This is a genomic window from Blastococcus sp. SYSU DS0616 (genome assembly GCF_054051015.1).
Genome location: NZ_JBJHAJ010000003.1, coordinates 1 through 25,368 on the forward strand (window position 1 = coordinate 1; position 25,368 = coordinate 25,368).

26 protein-coding genes and 1 other RNA gene are annotated in these 25,368 nt (G+C 74.5%); 20 read left to right on the plus strand and 7 right to left on the minus strand.

Annotation, left to right across the window (positions count from 1 at the left end; all coding sequences use genetic code 11):
- On the plus strand, positions 1–368 hold a 368-nt coding region (locus ACI79K_RS02610; protein ID WP_456598884.1), incomplete at its 5' end, for a hypothetical protein.
- Here the strand turns inward: ACI79K_RS02610 and ACI79K_RS02615 are convergent.
- From ACI79K_RS02615 to ACI79K_RS02625, 3 genes are all read right to left on the minus strand, one after another.
- Positions 353–955, minus strand: a complete 603-nt coding sequence (locus ACI79K_RS02615) for a nitroreductase family protein (protein ID WP_456598885.1) — start codon at positions 953–955, stop codon at positions 353–355. The two genes, ACI79K_RS02610 and ACI79K_RS02615, sit on opposite strands and share 16 nt — an antisense overlap.
- Before the next feature lie 62 nt (positions 956–1,017).
- Positions 1,018–1,671: a response regulator gene (locus ACI79K_RS02620; RefSeq protein ID WP_456598886.1), complete on the minus strand. Its 654-nt coding sequence runs from the start codon at positions 1,669–1,671 to the stop codon at positions 1,018–1,020.
- Positions 1,659–2,924, minus strand: a complete 1,266-nt coding sequence (locus ACI79K_RS02625; protein WP_456598887.1) for a sensor histidine kinase — start codon at positions 2,922–2,924, stop codon at positions 1,659–1,661. The genes ACI79K_RS02620 and ACI79K_RS02625 overlap by 13 nt, the downstream gene beginning before the upstream one ends.
- Positions 2,925–3,081: 157 nt before the next feature.
- On the opposite strand from ACI79K_RS02625, the gene ACI79K_RS02630 reads away from it, so the two are divergent.
- The 4 genes from ACI79K_RS02630 (at position 3,082) to ACI79K_RS02645 (ending at position 7,042) form a co-directional block, all read left to right on the plus strand.
- Complete coding sequence (locus tag ACI79K_RS02630) at positions 3,082–3,351, plus strand: hypothetical protein (RefSeq protein WP_456587364.1); 270 nt, start codon at positions 3,082–3,084, stop codon at positions 3,349–3,351.
- The gene (locus tag ACI79K_RS02635; RefSeq protein ID WP_456598888.1) at positions 3,348–4,109 is read left to right on the plus strand and encodes an ABC transporter ATP-binding protein; all 762 of its coding nucleotides are present in this window, start codon (positions 3,348–3,350) and stop codon (positions 4,107–4,109) included. The genes ACI79K_RS02630 and ACI79K_RS02635 overlap by 4 nt, the downstream gene beginning before the upstream one ends.
- Entirely contained in the window at positions 4,106–6,631 is a 2,526-nt protein-coding gene (locus tag ACI79K_RS02640) for an ABC transporter permease (protein WP_456598889.1), read from the plus strand. The genes ACI79K_RS02635 and ACI79K_RS02640 overlap by 4 nt, the downstream gene beginning before the upstream one ends.
- A gap of 183 nt (positions 6,632–6,814) precedes the next feature.
- The gene (locus ACI79K_RS02645; RefSeq protein ID WP_456598890.1) at positions 6,815–7,042 is read left to right on the plus strand and encodes a hypothetical protein; all 228 of its coding nucleotides are present in this window, start codon (positions 6,815–6,817) and stop codon (positions 7,040–7,042) included.
- A gap of 140 nt (positions 7,043–7,182) precedes the next feature.
- Here ACI79K_RS02645 and ACI79K_RS02650 read toward each other — a convergent pair whose 3' ends face one another.
- Positions 7,183–7,419, minus strand: coding sequence for a hypothetical protein (locus ACI79K_RS02650; protein ID WP_456587368.1), 237 nt, complete (start codon positions 7,417–7,419; stop codon positions 7,183–7,185).
- Between the two features lie 68 nt (positions 7,420–7,487).
- On the opposite strand from ACI79K_RS02650, the gene cutA reads away from it, so the two are divergent.
- Together cutA and ACI79K_RS02660 are read left to right on the plus strand one after the other, a co-directional pair.
- Positions 7,488–7,817 carry a divalent-cation tolerance protein CutA gene (gene cutA, locus ACI79K_RS02655; protein ID WP_456587369.1) on the plus strand — a complete coding sequence of 110 codons (330 nt, stop codon included), beginning with the start codon at positions 7,488–7,490 and terminating at the stop codon, positions 7,815–7,817.
- 116 nt (positions 7,818–7,933) lie between these two features.
- On the plus strand, positions 7,934–9,751 hold the full coding sequence (locus tag ACI79K_RS02660) for a putative bifunctional diguanylate cyclase/phosphodiesterase (protein ID WP_456598891.1): 1,818 nt from the start codon (positions 7,934–7,936) through the stop codon (positions 9,749–9,751).
- 6 nt (positions 9,752–9,757) lie between these two features.
- On the opposite strand, the gene ACI79K_RS02665 is transcribed toward ACI79K_RS02660, so the two are convergent.
- Positions 9,758–10,048, minus strand: coding sequence for a DUF6343 family protein (locus tag ACI79K_RS02665; RefSeq protein WP_456587371.1), 291 nt, complete (start codon positions 10,046–10,048; stop codon positions 9,758–9,760).
- Between the two features lie 46 nt (positions 10,049–10,094).
- Here ACI79K_RS02665 and prfB point away from each other — a divergent pair, with 46 nt between their 5' ends.
- The 13 genes from prfB to ssrA all read left to right on the plus strand — a co-directional run bounded on the left by prfB (position 10,095) and on the right by ssrA (position 22,089).
- A complete protein-coding gene (gene prfB, locus ACI79K_RS02670; protein ID WP_456598892.1) occupies positions 10,095–11,210 on the plus strand; it encodes a peptide chain release factor 2 in 1,116 nt (371 codons plus the stop codon).
- 235 nt (positions 11,211–11,445) lie between these two features.
- Positions 11,446–12,135: a cell division ATP-binding protein FtsE gene (gene ftsE, locus ACI79K_RS02675; RefSeq protein ID WP_456587373.1), complete on the plus strand. Its 690-nt coding sequence runs from the start codon at positions 11,446–11,448 to the stop codon at positions 12,133–12,135.
- Between the two features lie 87 nt (positions 12,136–12,222).
- Positions 12,223–13,107, plus strand: coding sequence for a permease-like cell division protein FtsX (gene ftsX, locus ACI79K_RS02680; RefSeq protein ID WP_456587374.1), 885 nt, complete (start codon positions 12,223–12,225; stop codon positions 13,105–13,107).
- Positions 13,108–13,226: 119 nt separating this feature from the next.
- Positions 13,227–13,703, plus strand: coding sequence for an SsrA-binding protein SmpB (gene smpB, locus ACI79K_RS02685; RefSeq protein WP_456587375.1), 477 nt, complete (start codon positions 13,227–13,229; stop codon positions 13,701–13,703).
- A 71-nt stretch (positions 13,704–13,774) separates the two neighbouring features.
- The gene (locus tag ACI79K_RS02690) at positions 13,775–14,266 is read left to right on the plus strand and encodes a hypothetical protein (RefSeq protein ID WP_456598893.1); all 492 of its coding nucleotides are present in this window, start codon (positions 13,775–13,777) and stop codon (positions 14,264–14,266) included.
- 23 nt (positions 14,267–14,289) lie between these two features.
- Positions 14,290–15,213, plus strand: coding sequence for an NADP-dependent oxidoreductase (locus tag ACI79K_RS02695; RefSeq protein WP_456598894.1), 924 nt, complete (start codon positions 14,290–14,292; stop codon positions 15,211–15,213).
- Positions 15,210–16,106, plus strand: a complete 897-nt coding sequence (locus ACI79K_RS02700; protein WP_456598895.1) for an amidohydrolase family protein — start codon at positions 15,210–15,212, stop codon at positions 16,104–16,106. The genes ACI79K_RS02695 and ACI79K_RS02700 overlap by 4 nt, the downstream gene beginning before the upstream one ends.
- Complete coding sequence (locus tag ACI79K_RS02705; RefSeq protein ID WP_456598896.1) at positions 16,103–16,486, plus strand: VOC family protein; 384 nt, start codon at positions 16,103–16,105, stop codon at positions 16,484–16,486. The genes ACI79K_RS02700 and ACI79K_RS02705 overlap by 4 nt, the downstream gene beginning before the upstream one ends.
- A gap of 44 nt (positions 16,487–16,530) precedes the next feature.
- Positions 16,531–17,529 carry a GNAT family N-acetyltransferase gene (locus ACI79K_RS02710; RefSeq protein WP_456598897.1) on the plus strand — a complete coding sequence of 333 codons (999 nt, stop codon included), beginning with the start codon at positions 16,531–16,533 and terminating at the stop codon, positions 17,527–17,529.
- A gap of 9 nt (positions 17,530–17,538) precedes the next feature.
- Entirely contained in the window at positions 17,539–18,420 is an 882-nt protein-coding gene (locus ACI79K_RS02715) for an SCO6745 family protein (protein WP_456587381.1), read from the plus strand.
- A gap of 113 nt (positions 18,421–18,533) precedes the next feature.
- Positions 18,534–20,183, plus strand: a complete 1,650-nt coding sequence (locus ACI79K_RS02720; RefSeq protein ID WP_456598898.1) for an SLC13 family permease — start codon at positions 18,534–18,536, stop codon at positions 20,181–20,183.
- A 215-nt stretch (positions 20,184–20,398) separates the two neighbouring features.
- Positions 20,399–21,595 (plus strand): CorA family divalent cation transporter, encoded by a 1,197-nt coding sequence (locus ACI79K_RS02725; protein WP_456587383.1) that lies wholly within the window; start codon positions 20,399–20,401, stop codon positions 21,593–21,595.
- 118 nt (positions 21,596–21,713) lie between these two features.
- Positions 21,714–22,089: a transfer-messenger RNA gene (gene ssrA, locus ACI79K_RS02730) on the plus strand.
- An 81-nt stretch (positions 22,090–22,170) separates the two neighbouring features.
- Here the strand turns inward: ssrA and ACI79K_RS02735 are convergent.
- A complete protein-coding gene (locus ACI79K_RS02735) occupies positions 22,171–23,922 on the minus strand; it encodes a DUF2207 domain-containing protein (protein ID WP_456598899.1) in 1,752 nt (583 codons plus the stop codon).
- A 340-nt stretch (positions 23,923–24,262) separates the two neighbouring features.
- Positions 24,263–25,321 carry a potassium channel family protein gene (locus tag ACI79K_RS02740; RefSeq protein ID WP_456587385.1) on the minus strand — a complete coding sequence of 353 codons (1,059 nt, stop codon included), beginning with the start codon at positions 25,319–25,321 and terminating at the stop codon, positions 24,263–24,265.
- Positions 25,322–25,368 lie beyond the last annotated feature (47 nt).

The following is a 25,368-nucleotide window of genomic DNA, read 5'->3' on the forward strand; positions in this document are numbered from 1 at the left end:
TCTACGTGGTGGCGGGGTTCTCGGCGGTGCAGCGGGGGGTGTTCGCCTCGCAGGCCGCGGCCCGGGAGGCGGGGCGGGCGATGGGCACCGCGCCGGACCCGGCGACGGGGCAGGAGCGGGCGCTGCGGGCGGCGCAGCTGGCGGTGGCCGACCAGTCGATCGAGGCCACCGACCTGGAGCTGGCGTACGCACCGGCCGGCGCCGGGTGCGCGGCGGCGGGCAGCTACACCCCGACGCTGGCGCCGGGGGAGGAGTTCTCCGTGTGCGTGACGGTGACCGTGCGGATCCCGCTGCTGCCGGAGTTCGTCGACGCCAACACCGCCACCGGCCAGTTCGTCGTCGAGCGCGACCGCTACGTCGACGGCTGAGCCGGGTTCGCCGGGACGGAGACCAGCAGGGCGTCGAGCGGGAGCCGCTCCCGCGCCGTCCGCTCGCGTGCAGCCAGCGCCTCCGGCAACTCGGCCTCCGCGTCGCGCACGCCCAGGGTGAGCACCACCAGCGGGACCACTGCGGCCGGCAGGTCGAGCAGCGCGGCGACCCGGTCGCGGTCGAAGCCGCCGAGCTGGTGCACGGCCAGGCCCTCGTGCTCGGCCTGCACCGACAGGTGCGCGACCGCCTGCCCCGTGTCGTAGATCGCCCACGGCCGCGGGGCGCCGTCCGGGCCCGCCGTCTCCGCTGCCACCACGACCAGCGCCGACGCCGCGTGCGCCCACACCCGGTTCCCCGACGCGAGTGCGTCCTGGACAGCCGCGAACTCGGCCGTTCCCCGGCGGGCCACCGCGAACCGCCACGGCTGGCTGTTGTTCGCGCTCGGCGCCCACCGGGCGGCCTCCAGGAGCGCGGTCAGCTGCGCGTCGGTCAGCTCGTGCGCCGCATCCAGGGCCCGAGAGCTCCACCGCCCAGCCAGCAGGGGGTGCAGGGGCACGGCGGTGACGGCGGTCTTGCAGGCGCTCATGCCATCGACAGCCCGAGTCGAGGGTTCGATCTTCCGTGCGGTCGGTCACCCGGCCGACGGGCTCAGCGGCGGACCGTGTCCAGGTAGCGCAGCACCGCGGTGACCCGCCGGTCGGCGGCGTCGGTCGGCGGCAGGTCGAGCTTGGCGAAGATGCTGCGGATGTGCTTGTGCACCGCTCCGTCGGTGACCACCAGCCGGGCGGCGATCGCGGCGTTGCCCAGCCCCTCGGCCATGAGCGCGAGCACCTCCCGCTCGCGGGCGCTGAGCCGGTCCAGCCCGGCGTCCGGACGCGACCGGGTGAGCAGCTGGGCCACCACCTCGGGATCGATCGCCGTCCCGCCCTCCGCGACCCGGTGCAGCGCGTCGAGGAACTGCTCCACCCGCCCCACCCGCTCCTTGAGCAGGTAGCCCAGCCGCCGCGCCCCGCCGGCCAGCAGCTCGGTGGCGAACGCCTGCTCCACGTAGGCCGACAGCACCAGCACCGCCAGCTCCGGCTGCCGGCGCCGCGCTTCGACCGCGGCCCGCACCCCCTCGTCGGTGTGCGTCGGCGGCATCCGGACGTCGACGATCGCCACGTCCGGGCGGTGCTCGTCGACGGCGGTCAGGAACCCCTCCGGCCCGTCCGCGGTAGCCACGACCTCCAGCGACTCGGCGCGCAGCAGCAGCGCCAGCCCCTCCCGCAGCAGCGCGTCGTCCTCGGCGATCACGATCCGCACGGCAGCCCAACCTCCAGCGTCGTCGGCCCACCCGGCGGGCTGGTCAGGCTGAACTCCCCGTCGTGTGCCTCCACCCGCCGGCGCACGCCGGTCAGCCCGGAGCCGCCGCCCTCGACCGCCCCGCCGCGCCCGTCGTCGGTCACTGCTAGGTGCAGCCGGCCATCGTTCAGGCGCACCGTCACCCGCGCCGCGGTGGCGCCGCTGTGCCGCGCCACGTTGGTCAGCGCCTCGGCGGCCACGAACCAGGCGGTCGCCTCCACCGACGCCGGGCACCGCACCGGGACGTCGACGTCCACGGTGCACGGCACCGGGCTGGCCGCCGCCAGCCCGCTCAGCGCGCCGGACAGCCCGCGGTCGACCAGCACCGGCGGCAGGATCCCGCGGGCGACCGACCGCAGCTCGGCCAGCGCCTGCTCGGCGGCGTCCTGGGCCCGCTCCAGCAGCTCCTCGGTGGCCGCGGGGTCCCGCCCCAGCGAGCGGCGGGCCGCACCGAGCAGCACGGTCGTCGTCACCAGCCGGTTCTGCGTGCCGTCGTGTAGAGACCGCTCGATGCGCCGCAGCTCGGCCACGTGCGCGTCCAGCGCCGCCGCCCGGGTGGCGGTCAGCTCGGCCACCCGCAGCGACAGGTCGGTGCCCGGCGGTGGGGACAGCAGCCGCCGCGCCGCCCGCGCGTGCAGCCGGGCCATCCCCGGGGTCGCCCCAACGGTCAGCGCCGCCCAGCCGAGCCCGAGCAGCGCCACGGCGGCCGCGCCGGTCCAGGTGTCGACCGACCACCACCACGGCCGGCTCGCCTCGCCCGGCGGCAGCAGCGGCCACCACAGCGGGAAGGTCAGGTCGCGCACCGCGTAGACGGGCAGCCCGACCCCGACCAGCGTCCACACCAGCCCGACCGTCGCCGCCCCGGCCAGCCAGGCCAGCTCCCGCCGGGCCGCCGGGTCGAACGGCGACCGGGGCGCCGCGGCGGGGCCGAGGACGTCGGGGCCCCAGCGGGCGAGGCGGGCGCGCTCCCGGTCGGCCAGCGCGTGCACCAGCCGCAGCGCCCCCGGGATCAGCAGCACGCCGATGCCGACCAGGCAGGTCAGGGCGACGACGAGCACCCAGAGCAGCACGGCCAGTGCCAGTAGCGAGGTGCCGAGCCCGCCGCCGAGCTGCTCGAGCGCGGTCAGGGTGTCCCGGCCGGCCCGGACCGCCGCCGGGCGCAGACCGCGCGCGGCCGCGGGAGCCGATGCGACGGGCGGGGGAACGGAAGGCACCCCCGAACGCTAGGAGCACCGGGGCCTCGCCGTCAGCACCCGAACCGCAGGAGTACAGCCTGCTGTACCTCGAACGGGCAGGTCAGGGGATCGGCAGGCCGCCGCGCCGTCCCGAGGATCGAACACGTACCTATCCCGCCACCTCCAGGAGCCCGTCGTGCCCGACCCCTACCGCCTCGACGACACCGCGCCGTCCCCCACTCCCGACGGCCACCCCATCCCGCCCCGGTACGGCACCCCGCCGTACCGGCCCGCCGGGGACGGCGGGCGCCTGCGGACCGCGCTGTGGCTGCTGCTGGCCCTCAGCGTCGCCGTCAACGCGCTCGCGTCGTTCGGCGTGCTGCCCCTGGTGGCCAGCATCGTCTCCGGAGTGGTCACCGCCGGCTGCGTCGCCGCGCTGATCACCCTGCACGTCCGCCGGCGATGACCGCCGCCCTGCGCCGGCCGGGCACCGACCCGGCCGCGCCCCAGGAGCCCGCCGTGGCGCTGTACGGGGTCACCAAGGTGCACCCCAACGGCGTCCGGGCCCTCGACGACCTCACGCTCACCGTGCCGCGCGGCTCCTTCCTCGCGGTCATGGGCCCCTCCGGCTCGGGCAAGAGCACCCTGCTGCACTGCGCGGCGGGCCTGGACACCCCCACCGCCGGCGACGTGCTGCTCGACGGCACGGAGATCGGCCGGCTCGACGAGACCCGCCGGACGGAGCTGCGCCGCGACCGGATCGGCTTCGTGTTCCAGGCCTACAACCTGGTGCCGGCGCTGACCGTCGCCGACAACATCACCCTGCCGCTGCGGCTGGCCGGGCAGCGCCTGGACCACGAGTGGGTCCGCTCGCTGGTGGACCGGGTAGGGCTGACCGGCCGGCTCGGCCACCGCCCGACCGAGCTCTCCGGCGGGCAGCAGCAGCGCGCAGCGATCGCCCGGGCGCTCGTGGCCCGGCCCGCCGTCGTCTTCGCTGACGAGCCCACCGGCGCGCTGGATCTGCGCAGCGCCGGCGAGGTGCTCGGGCTGCTGCGCGACCTGGTCGACGAGCTGGGCCAGACCGTCGTCATGGTCACCCACGACCCGGCCGCCGCCGCCCGCGCCCACCGCGCGCTGGTGATGGCCGACGGCCGGGTCGTCGAGACGCACGAGGCTCCGGCCGCCGCCGAGCTGGCCGCCCGCCTCGCCGAGCTGGGGCGGTGAGCCCGGTGTTCGCGATCGCCCTCCGGATGACCCGCCGCCGGCTGGCCGCGCTCGTCGCGGTGGTCTGCGCGGTGCTCGGCGGGGCCGCCATCGTCACCGGCACCGGGGTGCTGGCCGAGTCCGGCCTGCGCTCGGAGCTGCCGGTCGACCGGCTGGCCGCCGCCGACGTGCTCGTCGCCGCCGACCAGACGGTGCGGTCGTCGGGGGAGCTGCCGGTCGCGCTGCCCGAGCGGGCCGGCGTGCCCGCAGACCTGGCCGGCCGCCTCGCCGGTCTGCCCGGCGTCACCGCCGCCGCCGGCGACCTCGCGTTCCCGGCCGCCGTGCTGACCGCCGACGGCGACGTGGTCGGCGGCGACGCCCCCGCCGCCGTGGGCCACGGCTGGAGCTCGCTGCAGCTGCTGCCCGACCGGCAGGTGCGGGGCAGGCCGCCGGTCGGCCCGGACGAGGTCGCCGTCGACCCGGCCGTGGCCGCGGCCGCCGGCCTCGAACCGGGCGATCCGGTCCGCGTCGTCGCCGCGGGGCGGACGGCGGAGTATCGGGTGACGGCGGTGGCCGGGCCGGCCGGCGCGGGCGTGCTGTTCGCCGACGACGTCGCCGCACGGCTGGCCGGGCGCACCGGCACCGTCGACCTCGTCGGCCTGCGGGTCGAGCCGGGCGCCACGGACCGGGTCGCCGACGCCGTGCGCGCGCAGGTCGCCGACGCCGGCCTGGAGGTGGCGACCGGGGGCGACCGGGGGGAGCTGGTGCTGCCCGAGGCAGCCGCCGCCCGCAGCCTCCTCGTCGCGCTGGCCTCCTCGCTGGCCGGGGTGCCGCTGCTCGTCGTCGGGTTCGTCATCGCCGGCGCGCTGTCGGTGTCGATCGCCGGTCAGCGGCGCGAGCTGGCGCTGCTGCGCGCGGTCGGCACCACCCCGCGGCAGGTGCGCAGGCTGGTCGCGACCCAGGCCGGCCTGGCCGCCACCGTCGCGCTGGTCCCCGGGATCGCGCTGGGCTACCTGCTCGCCGACCGGTTCCGTCGGCTCCTGGTCGGCACGGGCCTGATCCCCGAGCAGCTGCCGCTCACGTGGAGCCCGCTGCCGGCGCTGGCCGCCACGCTGCTGCTGCTCCTGGTCGTCCAGATCGCGGCCCGCGGCGCGGCGTGGCGGGTCTCGCGGGCGCCGGTCACCGCCGCCCTCGGGGAGAGCCGCACCGGGCCGGCGGTGCCGTCGGCGGTGCGCACCCGGATCGGCCTGGGGCTCCTGGTGGCCGCCCTTCCGCTCGCGGTGCTGCCGCTGCTCCTGCGCTCGCAGCTCGGTGCGGCGGGCACGTCGCTGGCCGGCATCGTCGGCGCCATCGGTCTGGCGCTGGCCGGGCCGGTGCTGCTGCGCCGGGTCACCGGCGGGCTGGCCCGCCGGCTCCCGGCGAGCACCTCCGCGCCGACCTGGCTCGCGGTGGCCAACCTGCACGGGTACGCACTGCGTTCGGCCGGCGCGGTCACCACGCTGGCGATGGCCGTGGTGCTCGCGCTGACCTACACCTCCTCGCACACCACGGTGGCCGCCGCCGTCACCGGGGAGGCCGAGGAGGCCACGCTGGCCACCGCGCAGGTCGTCGCCCCGGCGCTGGGCGGGATCCCCGAGGACGCGCTGGCCGCCGTGCGGGCCACCCCCGGCGTCGAGGCGGCCGCACCCGTGCGCACCACCGCGGTGCTGTGGTCGCAGCGCCTGCTCGGCGAGGTCACCGTCGAGCCGCAGGGTGCGCTGGTGCTCACGCCCGCCGCGCCCGAGGTGCTCGACCTCGACGTCCGGGCCGGCAGCCTGGCCGGGCTGACCGGCGACACGGTCGCGCTGGGCACCGAGGCGGCGCGCGCCCGCGACGCCGGTGTCGGCAGCCGGGTGCGGCTCACCCTCGGTGACGGTGCGGAGGTGACGGCGCGGGTGGTGGCCGTCTACGAGCGCACTCTCGGCCTCGGCGCCGTCGTCCTCTCCTCGGACCTGGCCGCCGGGCACACCACCAGCGATCTCGCCGACCAGCTCCTGGTCCGCACCGACGGCAGCGCCGCCGCCGACCGGGCCCTGGCCGCGGCGGTCGCGGCCCGACCGGGCCTGGTGCTGGCCGATGCCGCCGCCGGACCGGCGCGAGCGGTGCCGCCGGAGACGTGGGTCAACCTCGCGGTGGTGGGCGTGCTGCTGGGCTACGTGCTGCTCGGCGTCGCCAACTCGCTGGTCGCCGCCACCGCCCAGCGCCGCGAGGAGCTGGCCACCCTGCGGCTCAGCGGCACCACGCCGGCCCAGCTGCGAGCCATGGTGCGGTGGGAGGCCGGGTTCATCTCGGCCGCCGCCGTCCTCGCCGGGGTCCTGGTCTCGGCCGTGCCGCTGGCGCTGCTGGGCCTTGGGTTCCTCGACCGGCCCTGGCCGGCCGGGCCCTGGTGGCTGCTGCCCGCAGCGGCCGTCGTCGTCACCGCGATCGCGGTCGCCGGCATCGGGCTGCCGGCCCGCTCGGCGCTGCGCACGCCACCGACGGCAGCGCTGACCGGCGCGGGATAGCCGTACCGCCCTGGAGACGTCGGTCGGTCCCCGGGGCCCTCGTCGGCAGGGACCTCCGGCCCGGCGGTCGGGACCCTCGGCCCTCTCGCGGGACCACCCCCCGCGACCAGCATGGAAGCGGGTCCGGGAGAGCACCCGGTCCGGGCGCCGCCGGCGCCCGACCACCGAGCAGAGGGAGTGGTCATGAGCGTCGACGTGCAGCAGCGTCCGCGCACGGCGGAGCGGCCCGCGGTCGGGCAGCGTCCGGCCGTGGGCCGCGCCGAGGTGCGGTCGGCCCCGCCCGCGGAGAAGCGCGGCCCGGAGTGCCGCGGCTGGTCGTGCGCCCTCGGCGTCGTCGTCGCGGCGACGATCGTCCTCACCGCCATGATCGTGCTCACGATGCTGGCCGGAAGCGACGGCCACCTGCAGTGATCTTTCGGGGGCCGGGCGACCAGGTCGAGCACGCCCGTGACTCCGCCCGCGGGTGGCGGGAGCAGCACGGGCGTGGCGGCGGCCGCCGAGGCGGCTGACCGACCCGACCGGTCGGGTCGGTCAGTCGTGGCGCCCCCGGGTCAGCCGCCCCGCTCGACCTCGGCCTGCACGACGCCCCGCACCGCGCGCAGCAGCGACTCGTCGGAGGTGTCGCCGTTCGAGAGGGCGGTACGCGCCTGGTCGTCCAGCAGGCTGCCGTCCACCGACTCGAGCCAGGTGACCTCTCCCTCGGCGCGGCGGCCGACCCGCAGGCCCTCGCCCTCCGGCGTCACCACGTACTCCTGGCCATCCACCTGGATCGTCATCTCGTCGCTCATGCACGGCCCCCTACCCCCGAGACCCCCGGTTCCACGCAGGGCGACCTGCGCCCGGGGAGGATGCGCGCATGGACGAGGAGTTCTGCGAGGTCGTGGTCACCGCCGCGGACGCCGACTGGCTGGCCGGCTACACCCGCACGCTGGTCGACGAGCGGCTGGCCGCCTGCGGGCACCACGTGACGCCGATCCGGTCGGTGTACCGCTGGGAGGGGGCGGTGCAGGACGAGAGCGAGGCCCGGGTGGCCCTGCACACCCGCCGGGCGCTGGTGCCCCGGATCGTCGCGCGCACCCGGGAGCTGCACCCGTACGACGTCCCGTGCGTCATCGCCCTCCCGCTGGTCGGCGGCAACCCCGACTACCTGCGGTGGATCGCAGCGGAGACCGACTCCCCGTCCTGATTGGCTCCCCCCCTTTCCGGGGAGAACAGAGGAAGCTGGCTGCGGTAGGGATCACAGCTGCCGATGGAGGGGACGAGCGGCGCGCCAGCGGGCGCCCCGGGACCGGCGGAGGAGACGTGGCGCGAGGCGTGAGCCAGGGCGGGCTGCCGCTCGACGGCCGGGAGGGTGCCGCGTCCCGTGCCTCGGACGCCGCGCTCGTCGGCGCCGTGGTCGACGCCTTGCCGTCCCCGACCGTGCTGCTCGACCCGGACGGCGTGATCGTGATGGTCAACTCGGCCTGGGGCGCCGCCGGCCTCGAGCACGGGCAGTCGATCCGGCCAGGTGCGGACTACTACGCCGAGGCGGTCGGGCTTGCCGACGATCCGGACGGCCGGGAGCTCATCACCGAGCTGCGCGAGCTGATCGCCGGCGAGCGCACGCAGGTGGCGATCGACCGTTCGCTGCCCAGCCCGGCCGGCAGCGGGCGGCTCTGGTTCCACGTGCAGGCCACCCGGGTGGGCGACCAGGGGCACGTCGTCGTCACCCACACCGACGTCACCGCGCGGGTGCGCGCCGAGCTGGCCTCGTCCTGGCAGGCCCGCCACGACCACCTCACCGAGCTGCCCAACCGCGCGTACCTGCACGAGCTCATCGACCGGGAGCTGGAGCACCCCGAACGCCCGGCCCTCGCGGTGCTGTTCCTCGACGTCGACGGCTTCAAGGAGGTCAACGACTCCCTCGGCCACGAGGTCGGCGACGAACTGCTGCGCCGGCTGTCGACCCGGCTGCTCGAGGCCACCCGCAGCCAGGACACGGTGGGCCGGCTGGGTGGCGACGAGTTCGTGATCGTGTGCCGGGACTGCGGGAGCGACGGGGCCGATGCCCTCGCCGCCCGCTGCCAGGCCGCCCTCGCCGAGCCGTTCGTGCTGGCGGGGCGCACGCTCACCCTGGGCGCCAGCATCGGCATCGCCGCCGTCGGACGCGATGACCGCCGGGGAGTCCGCTCGACCGATCTGGTCCGGGACGCGGACCTGGCCATGTACGCGGCCAAGGCGGCCGGACGCGGTGGGGTCCGGATGTTCACCCCCGACCTGCGGAGCGCCGCGCAGGACCGGCTCCAGCTGGCCGGTGAGCTGCGCGGGGCCATCGAGCAGGGGCAGCTGGTGCTGCACTACCAGCCGGTGATGCACCTGGCGACGGGCGACTGCTCGGCGGTCGAGGCGCTGGTGCGCTGGCAGCACCCGGACCGCGGGCTGCTCGGGCCCGGGGAGTTCCTGCCGCTGGCCGTCCAGCACGGCCTGATGGTCCCGCTGACCCGCTGGGTCCTGCGCACCGCCGTCCGGCAGGCCGCCGTCTGGGACGCGGCGGGGCTACCGCTGGTCATGGGCGTCAACATCGGGGCCGAGCACTTCGCCGCCGGCACGCTCGGCGCCGACGTCGCCACGGCTCTCACCGAGGCGGGGCTGCCGCCCGAGCGGCTGGTCGTGGAACTCACCGAGACCAGCGTGGCCGCCGACTTCGACTCGGCGGCCGCCCAGCTGGCCGCGCTGCGGGTCACCGGCGTGGAGGTCGCCATCGACGACTTCGGTCGCGGGTTCTCCTCGCTGGGCCAGCTCGTCTCGCTCCCGGCCGGCGTCCTCAAGATCGACCGGAGCCTCGTCGTGGGCGTGGCCGGCCGGGCCCGCGAGTCCGCCGCCGCCATCGCCGCCGTCGTCGGGCTGGCGCAGGCGGTCGGCATGCGGACCCTCGCCGAGGGCGTCGAGACCGCCGGGCAGCTGGCTCTGGCGACCGAGCTGGGCTGCACCTTCGCCCAGGGCTTCCACATCGCGCGGCCGATGCCGGCGGAGGAGATCCCCGGCTGGATGGCCGACCACTGCGCGGGGCCGCCGCCGGCACCCCTGCTCACCGGGGCCGGGGCGCTGTCCCGCGGCCTCGGGTCCCCGACCTCCGGCTGACCGCCGTCAGCCCGGCTCCCCGCGCGCCTTGCGCCGCACGATCACCACGATGTCCACCACGGCGACGGCCGCGGCGATGAACAGCAGCACGGCCGGCCAGGTGGGCAGGTCGTCGACCATCAGCCAACCCAGACCCGCGAGCACGCAGAACACGAGGCCGAAGATCGCCAGGGCCAGCCGCAGGGTGAGCGCCGACCGGGCCGGGCGCGCCCCGGCGAACCCGGCCGTGGGGTCGTGGTGGTCGGGCAGGCCGCGTGCGTAGTCCTCACGCGAGCGAGGTCGGTTCGGATCGGTCATGGCATCCCTGCCTACCCGGGGCGGGGGCGCACTACCCTGGGTCGACGTGGCCTCCGCTGACTTCTCCGTCGTCCTGGACGAGCTCGACACGACCCTGAAGTCGATCGAGGCCGTCCTCGACGTCGACCGCATGCGCCGGGAGGTGGCCGAGCTCGAGCAGCAGGCCGCCGCGCCCGACCTCTGGGACGACGTCGAGGCCGCCCAGGCCCTCACCTCGAAGCTCTCCTACATGCAGGGTGACCTGCGCCGGGTGGAGGAGCTGCGTGGACGCCTGGAGGACGTCGGGCTGCTGCACGAGATGGCCGCCGAGGAGGGCGACGAGGCCACCACGGCCGAGGCGGAGCAGGAGCTGGCGAACCTGCGCAAGGCGATCGACGAGCTCGAGGTGCGCACCCTGCTCTCCGGCGAGTACGACTCCCGCGAGGCGCTGGTGACCATCCGGTCGGAGGCCGGGGGCGTCGACGCCGCCGACTTCGCCGAGATGCTCATGCGCATGTACCTGCGCTGGGCCGAGCGCCACAAGTACCCGACCGAGGTGCTCGACATCAGCTACGCGGAGGAGGCCGGCATCAAGTCGGCCACCTTCTCGGTGAGGGTGCCCTACGCCTACGGCACCCTCTCGGTCGAGCAGGGCACCCACCGGCTGGTGCGGATCTCCCCGTTCGACAACCAGGGCCGGCGGCAGACCTCGTTCGCGGGTGTCGAGGTGCTGCCCGTCGTCGAGCAGACCGACCACGTCGAGATCCCGGAGAACGAGATCCGCGTGGACGTCTTCCGCTCCTCGGGGCCGGGTGGGCAGAGCGTCAACACCACCGACTCCGCGGTCCGGATGACCCACATCCCGACCGGCATCGTCGTCTCCTGCCAGAACGAGAAGTCCCAGATCCAGAACCGGGCCGCGGCGCTGCGGGTGCTGCAGGCCCGGCTGCTCGTCGTCCGCCAGCAGGAGCAGAAGGCGGAGATGGACGCGCTCAAGGGGGAGGGCAGCAGCTGGGGCAACCAGATGCGCTCCTACGTCCTGCACCCGTACCAGATGGTGAAGGACCTCCGCACCGAGCACGAGACCGGCAACACCGCCTCCGTCCTCGACGGGGACATCGACGCCTTCATCGAGGCCGGCATCCGGTGGCGGCGCCAGCAGGAGGCCGTCGACGCCGCCTGAAGAAGGACCGCCCTTCCCCCCACGCCTCGCACGCTCGGCGCGGGCCCCTGGAGGACGGCCGTTCCGGCGCGGTCGGCGAGGTCACATTCCCGGGCGATCCGGAGCCGGACGCAACCGTGCGTGACCGGGTGACCCGGCGGTTACCGCGCGACGGTGACACACCGCGAGAACGAGTCCGGAGCGTTCCGTGGCGAACGGACCGGATACCCGGCCAGGACTAGTACCGTGGCGCCTCGTGATCGAATTGCAACACGTCACCAAGCTGTACCCGGCCGGTGGCCGGCCTGCGCTCGACGACGTGTCCACGGAGATCGACAAGGGCGAGTTCGTCTTCCTCATCGGGTCCTCCGGTTCGGGCAAGTCGACCTTCCTCCGGCTGCTGCTGAAGGAGGAGGACCCGACGTCGGGCACGATCGTGGTGAACGGCCAGACGCTCAACACCATGAGCAAGTGGAAGGTGCCCAAGCTCCGCCGCACCATGGGCTGCGTCTTCCAGGACTTCCGCCTGCTGCGCAACCGCACGGTGGCGCAGAACGTCGCCTTCGCCCTCGAGGTGATCAACAAGCCGCACCGCACCATCAAGCGGGTCGTCCCCGAGGTGCTGGAGATGGTCGGGCTGGAGGGGAAGGCCAACCGGCTCCCCGGCGAGCTCTCCGGTGGTGAGCAGCAGCGGGTCGCGATCGCCCGCGCGTTCGTCAACCGGCCGCTGGTGCTGCTGGCCGACGAGCCGACCGGAAACCTCGACCCGGAGACGAGCGAGGGCATCATGCTGCTGCTCGAGCGGATCAACCGTACCGGCACCACGGTGGTCATGGCGACGCACGACTACCACATCGTCGACTCGATGCGCCGCCGCGTCATCGAGCTCAACGGGGGAGTGCTCACCCGCGACCAGTCGCGCGGTGTGTACGGCGTGGGCCGCTAGCAGCGCCCGCCGCGAGTCGTCCAACCAGGTGCCGACGACGTCGAGGCACCTGTCTCGCCTCGTGCACGAATCCAGATAGGGAATCCATTGCGCGTCAACTTCGTGCTCTCCGAGGTGGCCACCGGGCTCCGTCGCAACCTGACCATGACGGTCGCGATGATCCTGACCACGGCCATCTCGCTCGGGCTCATGGGCACCGGCCTGCTCATCGCCGGGATGATCTCCGAGATGAAGGAGATCTACTACGACAAGGTTCAGGTCTCCATCTTCCTGGCCGACGACGTCACCGACGAGCAGCGTCAGGCGATCCAGAGCGAGCTGGAGTCCTCCGACGAGGTCCGGAGCTTCATCTACGAGTCGCGCGAGGAGGCCTACGAGCGCTTCCAGCAGCAGTTCAGCCAGCAGCCGGAGCTGGTGGCGAACACCCCGCCGGACGCGCTGCCGGAGAGCTTCCGCGTCGAGCTGGTGAACCCCGAGCGCTACGAGGTGATCGCCGCCCAGTTCCCCAACGGGGAGGCCGGCGTCGACCAGGTGCGGGACGAGGGCGAGTTCCTCGACCGGCTGTTCAGCCTGCTCAACGGCGCCCGCAACGCGACGATCGCCGTCGCGGTCGTGCAGGCGCTGGCGGCTCTGCTGCTGATCTCCAACACCATCCAGCTCGCGGCGTTCAACCGGCGCAACGAGACCAACATCATGCGGCTGGTCGGCGCCTCCCGCTGGTACACCCAGCTGCCGTTCATCCTCGAGGCGGCGATCGCCGGCCTCATCGGTGGGCTCCTCGCCGCCGGCGGGCTGATCGTGACCAAGGTGCTCTTCATCGACCGGACCCTCTCCGGTCCGATCCGGGCCGGCATCATCCCCCAGGTCGAGTGGAGCGCGATCATCACCAACAGCGTGGTCGTCACCGGCGTCGGCGTCGCGCTGGCCGCCATCGCCGCCTTCGTCACCCTGCGGCTGTACGTCCGGATGTAGCCGGCGCTGCCCTCTCGTCGAGATCCCGTGATCTCGCCCGTCCCCGGGTCCGGGGCGGACGAGATCGCGGGATCTCGGCGTCTCCGGGGCACGATCGGCGGCGGCGGTAACCTGGTCCCATGCCGCGTGAGACCGGGCGCAAGCTGATCGCCCAGAACAAGAAGGCGCGGCACGACTACTCGATCCTCGACACCTACGAGGTGGGCCTGGTGCTCACCGGCACCGAGGTGAAGAGCCTGCGGGCCGGCCGTGCCTCGCTCGTCGACGGGTTCGCCTCGATCGACGACGGCGAGGTGTGGCTGCAGCACGTGCACATCCCCGAGTACGTGCAGGGCACCTGGACCAACCACGCCCCGCGCCGCAAGCGCAAGGTGCTCATGCACCGCGAGGAGATCGACAAGCTGATGGGCAAGACCCGCGAGGGCGGCCTGACGCTGGTGCCGCTGGACCTGTACTTCAAGGACGGCAAGGTCAAGGCCACCCTCGCGCTCGCCAAGGGCAAGAAGTCCTACGACAAGCGGCACGACCTCGCCGAGCGCGACTCGCGCCGGGAGATCCAGAAGGCGTTCGGCCGCTACGTGAAGGGCCGTCGCTGACGAACGGGCGTCGCCGGAAAACCGGTTGAGCGGCCCGGAACACTCGGGCCGTGCGGATGACCTTCCAGCGGATGGCAGACCGTCGGCCGGTCGAGACCCTGGTCGAGCGGGACGACGGCGTCGTGTTCGCCATGCGGGGTGCCGGGGGCGGAGCCGACCTGCCGCACGACCTGGTGCACGCCGTCGTCGAGACGGCGCTGCCGCTGCACGACGGCGTCTGGGGCTGCGTCGCCGACGGCGTGGTGTGGGGCAGCATGCGGCACGTGTCCGGCCGCCGGCCGCCGCATTCCGCCGAGCGGTCCGACCGGCTGAAGCGGGAGCGGACCGAGGCCGTGCAGCGTGCGGAGACCGTCGCGGACGTCGTCGGCCGGCTGGCCCGGGGCGAGGAGGTGCTGCCTGCCCACGTCGCGGCCGCGGGTCTCCCGCGTGACCGGGTCGAGGCCGCCGTCCGGGCCGTGCGGGAGGCGGCCCGCCGGTGGGCCGCGCTGCCGGTCGGGGAGCAGTGGGTGGTCGAGTGGCCGGCCGGTGGACGGCGTCCCGGGACGGGCGGGCGGCGACGCTGACAGGGCGCGCATACGGTGAGCGCATGAGAGGCATCGCGTACGACCGGTTCGGGGGCGTGGACGTCCTGCAGCTGCGGGACGACCTCCCCGAGCCGCCGGTCGGCCCGGACACGGTGCTGGTGCGCACCCGGGCCGCGGGCGTCAACCCGGTCGACATCGGCATCCGCGAAGGCGGCCTGTCCGCCTTCTTCCCGCACAACTTCCCGATCGTCCCGGGCTGGGACCTCGCCGGGGTCGTCGAGGCCGTCGGCCCCGCGATCGTCGACTTCAAGCCCGGTGACGAGGTGTTCGGCTACCTGCGGCGCGACGACGTCCAGTGGGGGACGGCGGCCGAGCTCGTCCCCGCACCGCAGCGCTGCCTGGCGCACAAGCCCGAGTCCCTGTCGTTCACCGAGGCCGGCGGCGTGCCGCTGGCCGGCCTGACCGCCTACCAGGCGCTCACCGAGGCGCTCCGCGTCGGCGAGGGCGACCGCGTGCTGGTGCACCGGGCCGCCGGTGGGGTCGGCTTCTTCGCCGTGCAGATCGCCGTCGCGCTCGGCGCGCACGTCATCGGCACCGCGAGCCCCCGCAACCACGGCTTCCTCCGCGAGGCCGGCGCCGCCGAGGTGCTCGACTACTCGGCGGGCCCGATCAGCGAGCAGCTCACCGACAAGGTGGACCCCGTGCTCGACCTCAACGGCGGGGACACGCTGGCCGACGCGCCGCAGCAGGTGCGCGACGTCGCCCGCATCGCCAGCGTCGTGGACCCCTCGGTCAACGACATGGGTGGGCGCTACGTCTTCGTCCGCCCGGAGCGGCACGACCTGGAGGAGCTGGCCCGCATGGCCGACGCCGGCCAGCTGCGGGTGGCGGTCGCGAAGGCGTTCCCGCTGGAGCAGACGGCCCAGGCCCACGAGCTCGTCGCCGGCGGGCACGTGCGCGGCAAGGTCGTCGTCACGGTCCCGTGAGCACCGTCCAGCCCCCGGCGGACGACGCCGACGTCCCGCGGTACTGGCGAGAGCTGGGTCTGCCCGGGCTGGTCGACGTGCACGTGCACGTCCTGCCCGAGCGGGTGCAGGCGAAGGTGTGGCAGTACTTCGAGGCGGCCGGCACCCACTACGGGGCCGACTGGCCGGTGGCCTACCGGCTGCCCGAGGAGGAGCGGCTCGCCGTCCTGGCGCGGCTCGGGGTGCGCGCCTTCCCGACGCTGCCGTACCCGCACAAGCCCGGCATGGCCGCCTGGCTCAACGAGTGGTCGGCCGAGTTCGCCGCGGAACGCCCGCAGGTGCTGCAGTCGGCGACGTTCTTCCCCGAGGCGGGCGTCGACGGCTACGTCGCCACCGCCCTCGACCGCGGCGCGCGGATCTTCAAGGTGCACGTGCAGGTCGGCGCCTTCGACCCGCGGGACCGGCTGCTCGACGACGTCTGGGCGCGGCTGGAGGAGACCGGCACCCCGGTGGTCATCCACTGCGGCTCGGGCCCGCTGGCCGGCGAGCACACCGGCCCGGTGCCGATGCAGGGGTTGCTCGAGCGGTTCCCGCGGCTCCAGCTGGTGATCGCCCACCTGGGCATGCCGGAGTACCGGGAGTTCCTCGACCTGGCCGAGCGCTACGAGCGGGTCCACCTGGACACCACGATGTTCGCCACGGACTTCACCCAGCGGCTGATGCCCTTCGACCTGGCGGACCTCCCGCGGCTGGCCGCGCTGCGGGACAAGGTGCTCCTCGGCAGCGACTTCCCGTCCATCCCGTATCCCTACGCCCACCAGCTGGCTGCGCTGCACCGGCTGGACCTGGGGGAGGAGTGGCTGCGCGCCGTCCTGTGGCACAACGGGGCCCGGCTGTTCACGATCGAGGCGTGACCCCGAGCATCCGCCTGACGGCGACCGTCCTCGGCACCCCGGACCCGCAGGGGCTGGCCCGCTTCTACCAGCGCCTGCTCGGCTGGCCGATCCGCGACGACGATCCGCAGTGGGCCACGCTGCGGCCCGAGGACGGCGGCCCGGGGCTGTCCTTCCAGCGGGAGGACGACCACGTACCGCCCGTGTGGCCACCGCAGCCGGGCGCCCAGCAGATGCAGCAGCACCTGGACTTCCAGGTCGACGACCTCGACGCCTTCACCGCGGTGGCGGAGCAGGCCGGTGCGCGCCGGGTCGGCGGGCACACCGACGCGGAGGAGGACGTCCGCGTCTTCACCGATCCGGCCGGCCACCCGTTCTGCCTGTTCGTGCGGCTCCGGTAAATCGGCTCGCGCCGCGCCGGGGCGACTGCCTAGCCTCGGCCCTCGTGCCCGCGCTCCCCGCCGTCCCCGACGGCTGCACCGCCCGCCCCCTGCGCACCGACGACGCCGCGGCGGTCGCCGAGCTGCTCGTCGCCGCCGAACCGCTCGACGACTCCGGCGAGTTCCCCGACGCCGACGACATCGGTGACGAGTGGACCGGCTGGGGCGTCGACCCCGGGCGGGACGGGATCGCCGTCTGCGACGCCGGCGGCGCGCTCGCCGGCGTCGCGGTCGTCTCCGCCAGCCCCACCTTCCGGGACGCCTTCCGGATCGTCCTCGACGGCCGGGTGCGCCCCGACCAGCGGGGCCGCGGGATCGGCGCCGCCCTGCTGGACTGGCAGCTCGCCCGCGGGGCGGAGGTGCACGCCGAGCGGCACCCCGAGGCGTCGGCGCGGCTGGTGGTGGGCGTGCTCGGCAGCCAGCCGGCCCTGGAGCGCCTGGTGCAGGGGCGCGGGCTGACCGCGGAGCGCTGGTACCGCACCATGGAGCGGCCGCTCACCGACCTCCCCGAGGCGCGGGAGGTCCCGGGTGTCGAGCTCGTCCCGTTCCAGTGGGACCGCGACGACGAGGTGCGCCGAGCGCACAACGCGGCGTTCACCGAGCACCACGGCTCCAGCGAGCGCGACGAGGCATCGTGGCAGCGCCTGTTCACCGGCGCGCGGGCCTTCCGGCCCGATCTGTCGGTGCTCGCCGTCGAGGACGGCGCGGTGCAGGGCTACGTGCTCGGCTACGTCTACGAGGCCGACACCCGGGCGAAGGGGCACCGCGAGGTGGTCCTCGGCCAGATCGGCGTGCTGCCCGCCGCCCGGGGGCGGGGCGTGGCGGCGGCGATGATCGGCCGCAGCCTGGCGGCAGCCGCCGCGCACGACTGCCAGGCCGCCGTCCTCGACGTCGACAGCGACAACGTCACCGGCGCGCTGCGGCTCTACGAGAGCCTCGGTTTCCGCACGGTCCGGACCCGGGTGACGTGGTCCCTGTCACTGCCGGCGGTGGTGGCTGGCTAGGGTGCGCCCATGGTCAGCGCCGAGCAGTCCGCGCCCGTCTTCGATCCCGCCCTCGTCGGCCGCGCCCACCGCGCGATCGACCCGCTGCACTCGCAGCTGTACTTCGCCCCGGAGCAGGACGAGCACCTCGGTGCGGTCGGCCTGCGGCCGGGCCGGATGGTCTACTTCGCCGGGCGGGCCGCGGCCATGGGCGCCGTCGGCGCGGGGGTCGTGACGGCGACCTTCTACAACTTCGCGCCCTCGCTGGTGGCGCACATGATCCCGCGCGCGTGGTCGCTGGCGACGCCCGAGCAGGTGCTCGCCGCCCGCCTGGACGCCGCCCGCGCCTCCCTCACCCGCCTGCTCGGCGAGGAGACCGCCGGGAGCCCCGAGGTGGCCGAGCTGGCCGGGCTGCTCCGCGAGGCCTGCGCCGGGCTCAGCGCGGAAGGCCGGCCGCTGTACGCCGGGCACGCCGACCTGCCGTGGCCGGAGGAGCCGCTGCTGGCGCTGTGGCACGGCGCCACGCTGCTGCGCGAGCACCGCGGGGACGGGCACGTCGCCGTCCTGGTGCACGCCGGGCTGTCCGGGCTGGAGGCCCTGATCACGCACTGCGCCACCGGCCGGGGGTTCACCGTGCCCGCGGCCAAGGCGACCCGCGGGTGGAGCGACGAGCAGTGGGCGGCCGGGTGCGCGGCGCTGGCCGACCGCGGGCTCCTCGACGACGCCGGCCTGACCGAGGAGGGCGCCGAGCTGCGCGCCCGCATCGAGGTGCAGACCGACGCCCTCGCCGCCGATCCGTGGCTGTCGCTGGGCGCGGAGAAGACCGCCCGCGTGGTCGAGCTGGGCAAGGGGCTGTCGCGCGTGATCACCGCCAACGGAGCGTTCGGCCAGGGCATCTTCGGCCGCGGCTGAGCCGGCGCCGCCCCTGCTGCGTCACCGTTCAGGGACCGGTGCGTTCTCCAGGTCGCTGAGCGGTGGTCGCGGCCCTAAGGTCATGCCGCCGGAGCCGGCCTGAGGGGGGCGTCATGACGTCGACCGAGCGATCGCAGGGCGCGGTCCAGGCGGCCGCCCACGGCCGGGGGGCGGCGCAGCGCACCGACGTCGACGCCGCCTTCCGCGGCAGCGCCACGTACCGCAGCCTGGGGGAGCAGCAGCTCAGCCCGGCCGAGGAACGGTTCGAGAAGGGCCGGCGCACCGTCGGTCTGTTCCTCGCGCCGCTGGTCACCCTGGTCTTCGCGCTGGTTCCGCTCGACCTGCCGCGCGACCAGCACCTGCTCGCCGCGATCCTGCTCGGGGTCATCGTCCTGTGGATCACCGAGCCGGTGCCCATCCCCATCGGCGGCCTCATCGGCGTCGCCGCGATCGCGGTGCTCGGGGTGGTGCCGGCCGACGACGCGCTGGCGCCGTTCGGCTCGACGACGGTGTTCACCTTCATCGGCGCGTTCATCCTCGCCGCGGCCATGCTCAAGCACGGGGTGGCCCGGCGCTTCGCGATGTTCATCCTGTCGCTGACGTGGGTCGGTGCCTCGACCGCCCGGGTCGTGATCGCCTTCGGGTTCATCACCGCGGTGCTGTCGGCGTTCGTGTCCAACACCGCCACCGTCGCGATGCTGCTGCCCACGGCGATCGGCATCCTGTCGGTGATCGCCAAGCTGCTGCAGGACAAGGAGCTGGTGAAGCCGGACTTCGACCCGCTCCGGCTGCGCGTCGGCGTCGCCCTGATGCTGATGCTGGCCTACGGCGCGGGCGTCGGGGGCCTGCTCACCCCGGTCGGCAGCCCGCCCAACCTGATCGGCCGCGGGCTGATCGAGGAGGCGACCGGGGAGCGGATCGGCTTCCTCGACTGGATGCTCATGGCGCTGCCGATCTGCGCGCTGATGTTCGTCGCGCTCACGGTCGTGCTGCTGCTGATCAACAAGCCGGAGATCAAGCGGATCGAGGGCGTGCACGAGTACGTCCAGAAGGAGCGGGCCGAGCTCGGCCCCTTCTCCGGCGCCGAGCGCAACACCCTGATCGCCTTCGGCGTCACCGTGGCGCTGTGGATCTTCCCCGGCGTCATCGCGCTGACCGCGGGCACCGAGTCGGAGCTGTACGCGACGCTCGGCGACCGGCTCGACGAGGGCATCGTCGCCGTCCTCGGGGCCTCGCTCCTGTTCCTGCTGCCCACCGACTGGAAGCGCCGGGAGTTCACCCTCGACTGGAGCGACGCGGCCACCATCGACTGGGGCACGATCCTGCTGTTCGGCACCGGGATCATCTTCGGCTCGCTGCTGGCCGACACCGGCCTGGCGGAGACGATCGGCCAGGCGTCGGCCGACGGGCTCGGCCTGACCAGCACGCTGGCGATCACCGTGTTCGCGGTGATCCTGGCGATCATCATCAGCGAGACGACGTCGAACACGGCGTCGGCCGCCGTCGTCGTCCCGATCATCATCCCGGTGGCCGTGGCCGCGGGGATCAACCCGTTCGTCCCGGCGCTGGCGGCGACCTTCGCGGCCTCCTTCGGCTTCATGCTCCCGGTCTCCACGCCGCAGAACGCGATCGTGTACGGCTCCGGCGTCGTGCCGATCACCAAGATGATCCGGTCGGGCATCTCCTTCGACGTCCTCGGCGCGATCCTCATCGTGCTGCTGCTCCCGCTGCTGGTCGACCTGGTCCTGGGCGCCGTCGGCTGACCGGCGCGGCCACCCGGTTCACCCGTGTGGGCGAGGACACGGTCCGCGCTCCCGTGCCCGCGTGGGAGGATGGACGATGGCCGAGATCAGGGGCGCGAGCAGCCCGGAGCCGGGAGGGGGACGCCGTGCGAAGTGAGCCTCCCAGTACCGGTCCCCAGGTCCTCCCCGCCCGCTGAGGCGCCCCTCCCCGCTGGGAGGTCGCGAGGACCGCACCGGTGCCCACCGCCGTCCCCTCGCCCCGGGAGTCCGTCATGGCCGAGCGTCGCCGTGCGCCGCTGACCGCACTGTCCACCCTCGCCCGCCGTCCGCGGCTCGAGCTCTTCCCGCCCGTCCGGCAGCCGGCCCCGCCGGCTACGGGGGCGACGTCGGTGTCGGCCCTGGTGTCCGAACCGTCGCGGATCGTCGACAACGCCGTCTACTCCGACGGCCGGCGCGTGGCCACGCCCGACTCACCTGCCGAGAGCCGGGAGGAGCTCGCGCTCGGCGAGGACCGGCTGGCCTGGCTGGGGCTCTACCGGCCGGAGCCCGGGGAGCTCGGCGCGCTGGCCGAGCTGTTCGACCTGCCCGAGCTCGCCGTCGAGGACGCGATCAAGGCCCACCAGCGGCCGAAGTTCGAGCGCTACGGCAGCACGCTGTTCGTCGTGCTCAAGGCGGCGCGGTACGTCGACGCGCTGGAGGAGGTGGAGTTCGGGGAGCTGCACCTGTTCCTCGGGCCCGACTTCGCGATCACGGTGCGGCACAGCGAGTCCCCCGACCTGGCCCGGGTGCGCCGCCGGCTGGAGAGCGATCCCGCGCTGCTGGCCAAGGGCAGCGAGGCGGTGCTGTACGCGGCCCTCGACGCGGTCGTCGACGGGTACGGGCCGGTGGTCGAGGGCCTGGCCAACGACATCGACGAGATCGAGACCCAGGTGTTCGGCGGCGACCCCGGGGTCTCGCGGCGCATCTACGAGCTGTCGCAGGAGGTGCTGGAGTTCCAGCGCGCGGCGCAGCCCCTGACCGGCATCATCGCCGCGATCACCGCCGGTTTCGACAAGTACGGCGTGGACGAGGAGCTGCGCAGCTACCTGCGCGACGTCGCCGACCACGTGGTGCAGGTCAACGAGCGGGTGGAGGGCTTCCGCCTGCAGCTGCGCGACATCCTCACCGTGAACGCCACCCTGGTGGCGCAGCGGCAGAACGAGGAGATCCGCGAGCTCACCGAGACGAGCATCGCGCAGGGCGAGGAGGTCAAGAAGATCTCCGCCTGGGCGGCCATCCTGTTCGCCCCGAGTCTGGTGGGCGGCGTCTACGGCATGAACTTCGACCACATGCCCGAGCTCGACGAGGTGTGGGGCTACCCGTTCGCGCTGCTGCTGATGTTCGGGGTCAGCCTCACGCTGTACCTGGTGTTCAAGCGGCGCGACTGGATCTGAAAGAGGACCCCGTCCTCCTCGTCCCTCGCGAGCTCGCGACGAGCCTCTGGGCGGGGCCGCGGTGTGGGGGGGAACAACCGGCTGGACCGGGCCGTTACCCTGACTGCACAACTACACAGGGGGTGATTGGTCTCGACTTCGGTCGGGTGTCCAGGGGAAGCGAGCCGAGGAAGGCAACGATGAGCTCGTTAACCATGCGTTGCAAAACACACAAGCGCCGACTCCAGTCAGCGCGACTTCGCTCTCGCTGCCTAAGCAGCAGGAGTGAGTCTGTCAGCCCGGGTTCGTCATCGGCCCGGATCCTGGCATCAGCTAGATGACTCACCATGAGCGCCGGTCGCGGGCGTTCATGGGACACCTCACAGCGACTGGGCCCGTCACATCGACTTGTTCGCGAGATCGATGGGGTCGAGCAGAGGCAGTAGCGAACTGCGCTCGGAGAAGCCCTGGATATGCGTCGAAGGACGCGGGTTCGATTCCCGCCACCTCCACCCCTGAAGCTCCACCACGTTGGGCCCGGTCATCCGACCGGGCCCAACGTGTGTCTGCGTGGCGGGGCAGCGGCGACCACCAGGTCACCAGGAGCCGCCGCCACCTCCACCGGCGCCGCCCCCGACGCTCCCGCCGACGTTCCCGCCGGAGGTGGACGACGACGGCGCGGTGCCGGCCGTGCTGCAGCCGGCGAGGAGGACCGGCCCGAAGGCCGCGTAGTGCAGGTACCGGGCATCCTGGCCCGAGCGGGCCGGGACGTCGACGGACGAGGCGAGCTGCGACCACCGCTCCGCCTCACCCAGCGAGACGGCCCAGGCGGTGTAGCGGCCGAGCTGACCGGAGGCGATCGCCTCGTCGAGCGCCGTCGGCGGGGACGCGGCGAGGAACCGCCGCAGCGACTCGACCTGCAGCCACGCCGCGGAGCCGGCCGACGTGAGCACCCGCAACTCCCACCCGGCGACCGCGGTGGCCGCGCCCGCCCCGGCCAGTGCGCCACCGGCCGCCGCCAGCGCGAGCGGCAGCCCGACGTCCTGGATCGACAGGTAGCCGGCGAACAGGGCCCCGGCGACGCCGACGACGGCGCCCAGGCCGCCGAGCAGCCGAAGCCGGCCGGCGCGGCGGTCGGCGTCGCCGTCCCACAGGCCGCTGGTGCTCTGCCACGTGTCGAGATGCGTGCCGAGCTCCGCCCAGCCCGCGGCGAAGCCCTCGTCGTACTCGCCGAGCGGGAGCCGGTCCCGGTCGCGGAACAGCAGGTCCAGCAGCCGGCGGACCTCCCCGTCGCCCGGCTGCCGCCGCACCAGGACGACCTCCTCGGGCTGCCCGTCCGGTGACTCCAGGTCGATGGTGCCGGCCACGGCCTGGTCGATGAGCCAGGCCGTCTTGTGTGCCGGGGTGACGGAGCCGGCCAGCAGCACGCCGCCGTGCGCGGGGGGCAGGCTGCCGGGCAGGGAGGGCGAGGGGACGGCGTGGTCGGCGAGCGTCGCCAGGTCGATCCGCGCGTCCTGGCCGGGCGCGGAGGTCACCGGGATGCCGACCGCCGGCACCCGCTCCCGGCCGGCGCGCCTGATCACGGCCAGCGCGCCAGCGGCCGCGAGCAGCGTGGCGAGGCCGGCGACGGCTCCGGGCAGCAGCGGCCCCGTGCCGCCCGCCGGAGGCGCGGTCGCCGGTGGTGCGGGCAGCGCCGGGGCGCCGTCGAGGGCGGCGCCCGTCGTGGCGGAGACCGTGACGCCCTCCCCGGCGTCCAGGGAGTCCAACCGGGCCGAGAGCAGGCCGGGCCCGGCCGGCTCGACGTCGCAGGGATCGGTGGATCCCCCCTCGCCCGCGGAGCAGCGGCTCCCCGCCAGCTCGGCCGGTGCGCTCACGTGCACCTGGACCTCGTCGATGGGGACGTCCCAGCCGGTGCCCACGGCATCCCAGGCCAGGCGGTCGCCGGAGACGACGCCGTCCAGGGTGTAGCCGAGGACGTACCGGTGGCGCCCGGTCACCGTCCGGTCGGGGTCGCCGACGCGGATCTCGCCGTCCGCGCTGACGGTCACGTCGTCGGGGGCGTCCGGCGACGTCGCCTCGACCGGCTCAGCGGGGTCCAGGCCCGGGACCTGGCGGAGGATCCCGCGCCGTTCCTCCCCGCCGAAGTCGTAGTCGATCACCTCGGTGATCCGGGCGCTGCCGTCCTCCGCGACCGTCGCCGCGACCCACAGCAGGCGCACCCGCTCGCCACCGCCGGCGAGGGCGACGACGCTCGTCAGCACGCCCACCGCGACGGCCAGGAGCACGCAGACCAGCAGGTCGATCCGCCGTCTCCGGCGGACACGGTCGGTCCGTCGAGGGCTCGGCACGGTCTCCTCCTCATGCGTGGTCCCGGAGGGCGTCCCCGGCGTCGGGGTGATGATGCCTGTCCGCGCGGGTCCGACACAGGACCGCGCCCGCGCTCGGGGGTTCACCGGGCGCAGGAGTGGGCGCTGGTCAGCACGACGCCGTAGTCACGATCGGGTGGCCGACCGTGCCGGCGGCCTCCGGCGACGAGCCGATCAGCTGGGCGCGGCGGTCACAGGTGGGGCTGCGCGGCCGGGTCGTGCCGAGTGGGCCCCGGAGGGGTCCGCGTAGGGACGGCGGACTCGCTCGTCGTAGCCGGGGAACGGCAATTGGTCGCGGTGTCGTCCGGAGGACGGCGAAGAGTTACTGCGTCGGCGGACGCATGGCCCTCCCCGGGTCGTGCGCCTTCACCACGACGAGCACGTCCTCCGGCTGCAGCGTGCCGATCAGCGGGTCGTCGAAGCGCAGCGTGCGGCCGCCGCGGGTCACCGAGAGCACGATGTCGCGCAGCTGGCGTGGCCCCAGCCCCACCTCGTCGGTGGTGACCGTCCGCTGGTGCAGGTCCAGGCCCTGGCCCCCGGTGACGAGGTCCTCGACCACCGCGACCACCCGGGGGGCGTCGGTGGAGAGACCCAGCAGCCGGCCGGACGTCGCCGACGTGGTGATGACCGTGTCGGCACCGGACTGCCGCAGGAGGTTGGCGTTCTCCTCCTCGCGGACACTGGTGGTGATCGGCACGCTCGGGTTGAGCTGGCGGACGGTCAGGGTGATGAGCACCGACGCGTCGTCCCGGTTCGCCGCCACGATCACCGACCGGGCGCGTTCGACGGCCGCCCGGCGGAGCACCTCGGTGCGGCCGGCGTCGCCGACGATGCCGGTGAGCCCCACCGCGTTGGCCTCGTCGATCGCCCGGGGCTCGGGGTCGACCACGACGATCTTCTCCAGCGGTGTACCGCTGGCCTGCAGGGAGCGGATGGCGCTGCGGCCCTTGGTGCCGTAGCCGCACACGATGACGTGCTGGCGCACGCGGGACCTCCAGCGGTGGATGCGGAACTCCTCCCGGGAGCGCGCGGTCAGCGCCTCGAGGGTCGTTCCGATGAGGACGATCAGGAACATGATCCGCAGCGGCGTGATCAGCAGGACGTTGATCAGGCGCGCCTCGTCGGTGACCGGCGTGATGTCGCCGTAGCCGGTGGTGGAGAGGCTGACCGTCGCGTAGTAGAACGCGTCGAGCACCGAGATCTCGTCGCCGCGGCTGTCGGCGTAGCCGTCCCGGTCGATGTAGACGATGAGGACGACGACGAGCAGCACGGCGGCCGCGATGAGCACCCGGCGCCCGACCTGCCGGACGGGGGACTGCTCGACGTGCGCGATGCGCACACCGGTGTGCTCGGTCTCCAGACCGTTCCGCTGCTCGTCCACGCCGCGGACGATAGTGAGCGCGGACCGCGGATGCGCGCCGCCGCACC

What these genes read in the sequence shown, in the direction of transcription:
- ACI79K_RS02715 (WP_456587381.1), top strand. Translation starts at nt 17,539, where the DNA reads ATGGTCAGCGCCGAGCAGTCCGCGCCCGTCTTCGATCCCGCCCTCGTC.
- ACI79K_RS02650 (WP_456587368.1), bottom strand. Translation starts at nt 7,419, where the DNA reads ATGAGCGACGAGATGACGATCCAGGTGGATGGCCAGGAGTACGTGGTG.
- cutA (WP_456587369.1), top strand. Translation starts at nt 7,488, where the DNA reads ATGGACGAGGAGTTCTGCGAGGTCGTGGTCACCGCCGCGGACGCCGAC.
- ACI79K_RS02695 (WP_456598894.1), top strand. Translation starts at nt 14,290, where the DNA reads ATGAGAGGCATCGCGTACGACCGGTTCGGGGGCGTGGACGTCCTGCAG.
- ACI79K_RS02665 (WP_456587371.1), bottom strand. Translation starts at nt 10,048, where the DNA reads ATGACCGATCCGAACCGACCTCGCTCGCGTGAGGACTACGCACGCGGC.
- ACI79K_RS02615 (WP_456598885.1), bottom strand. Translation starts at nt 955, where the DNA reads ATGAGCGCCTGCAAGACCGCCGTCACCGCCGTGCCCCTGCACCCCCTG.
- smpB (WP_456587375.1), top strand. Translation starts at nt 13,227, where the DNA reads ATGCCGCGTGAGACCGGGCGCAAGCTGATCGCCCAGAACAAGAAGGCG.
- ACI79K_RS02635 (WP_456598888.1), top strand. Translation starts at nt 3,348, where the DNA reads ATGACCGCCGCCCTGCGCCGGCCGGGCACCGACCCGGCCGCGCCCCAG.
- ACI79K_RS02645 (WP_456598890.1), top strand. Translation starts at nt 6,815, where the DNA reads ATGAGCGTCGACGTGCAGCAGCGTCCGCGCACGGCGGAGCGGCCCGCG.
- ACI79K_RS02720 (WP_456598898.1), top strand. Translation starts at nt 18,534, where the DNA reads ATGACGTCGACCGAGCGATCGCAGGGCGCGGTCCAGGCGGCCGCCCAC.
- ACI79K_RS02690 (WP_456598893.1), top strand. Translation starts at nt 13,775, where the DNA reads ATGGCAGACCGTCGGCCGGTCGAGACCCTGGTCGAGCGGGACGACGGC.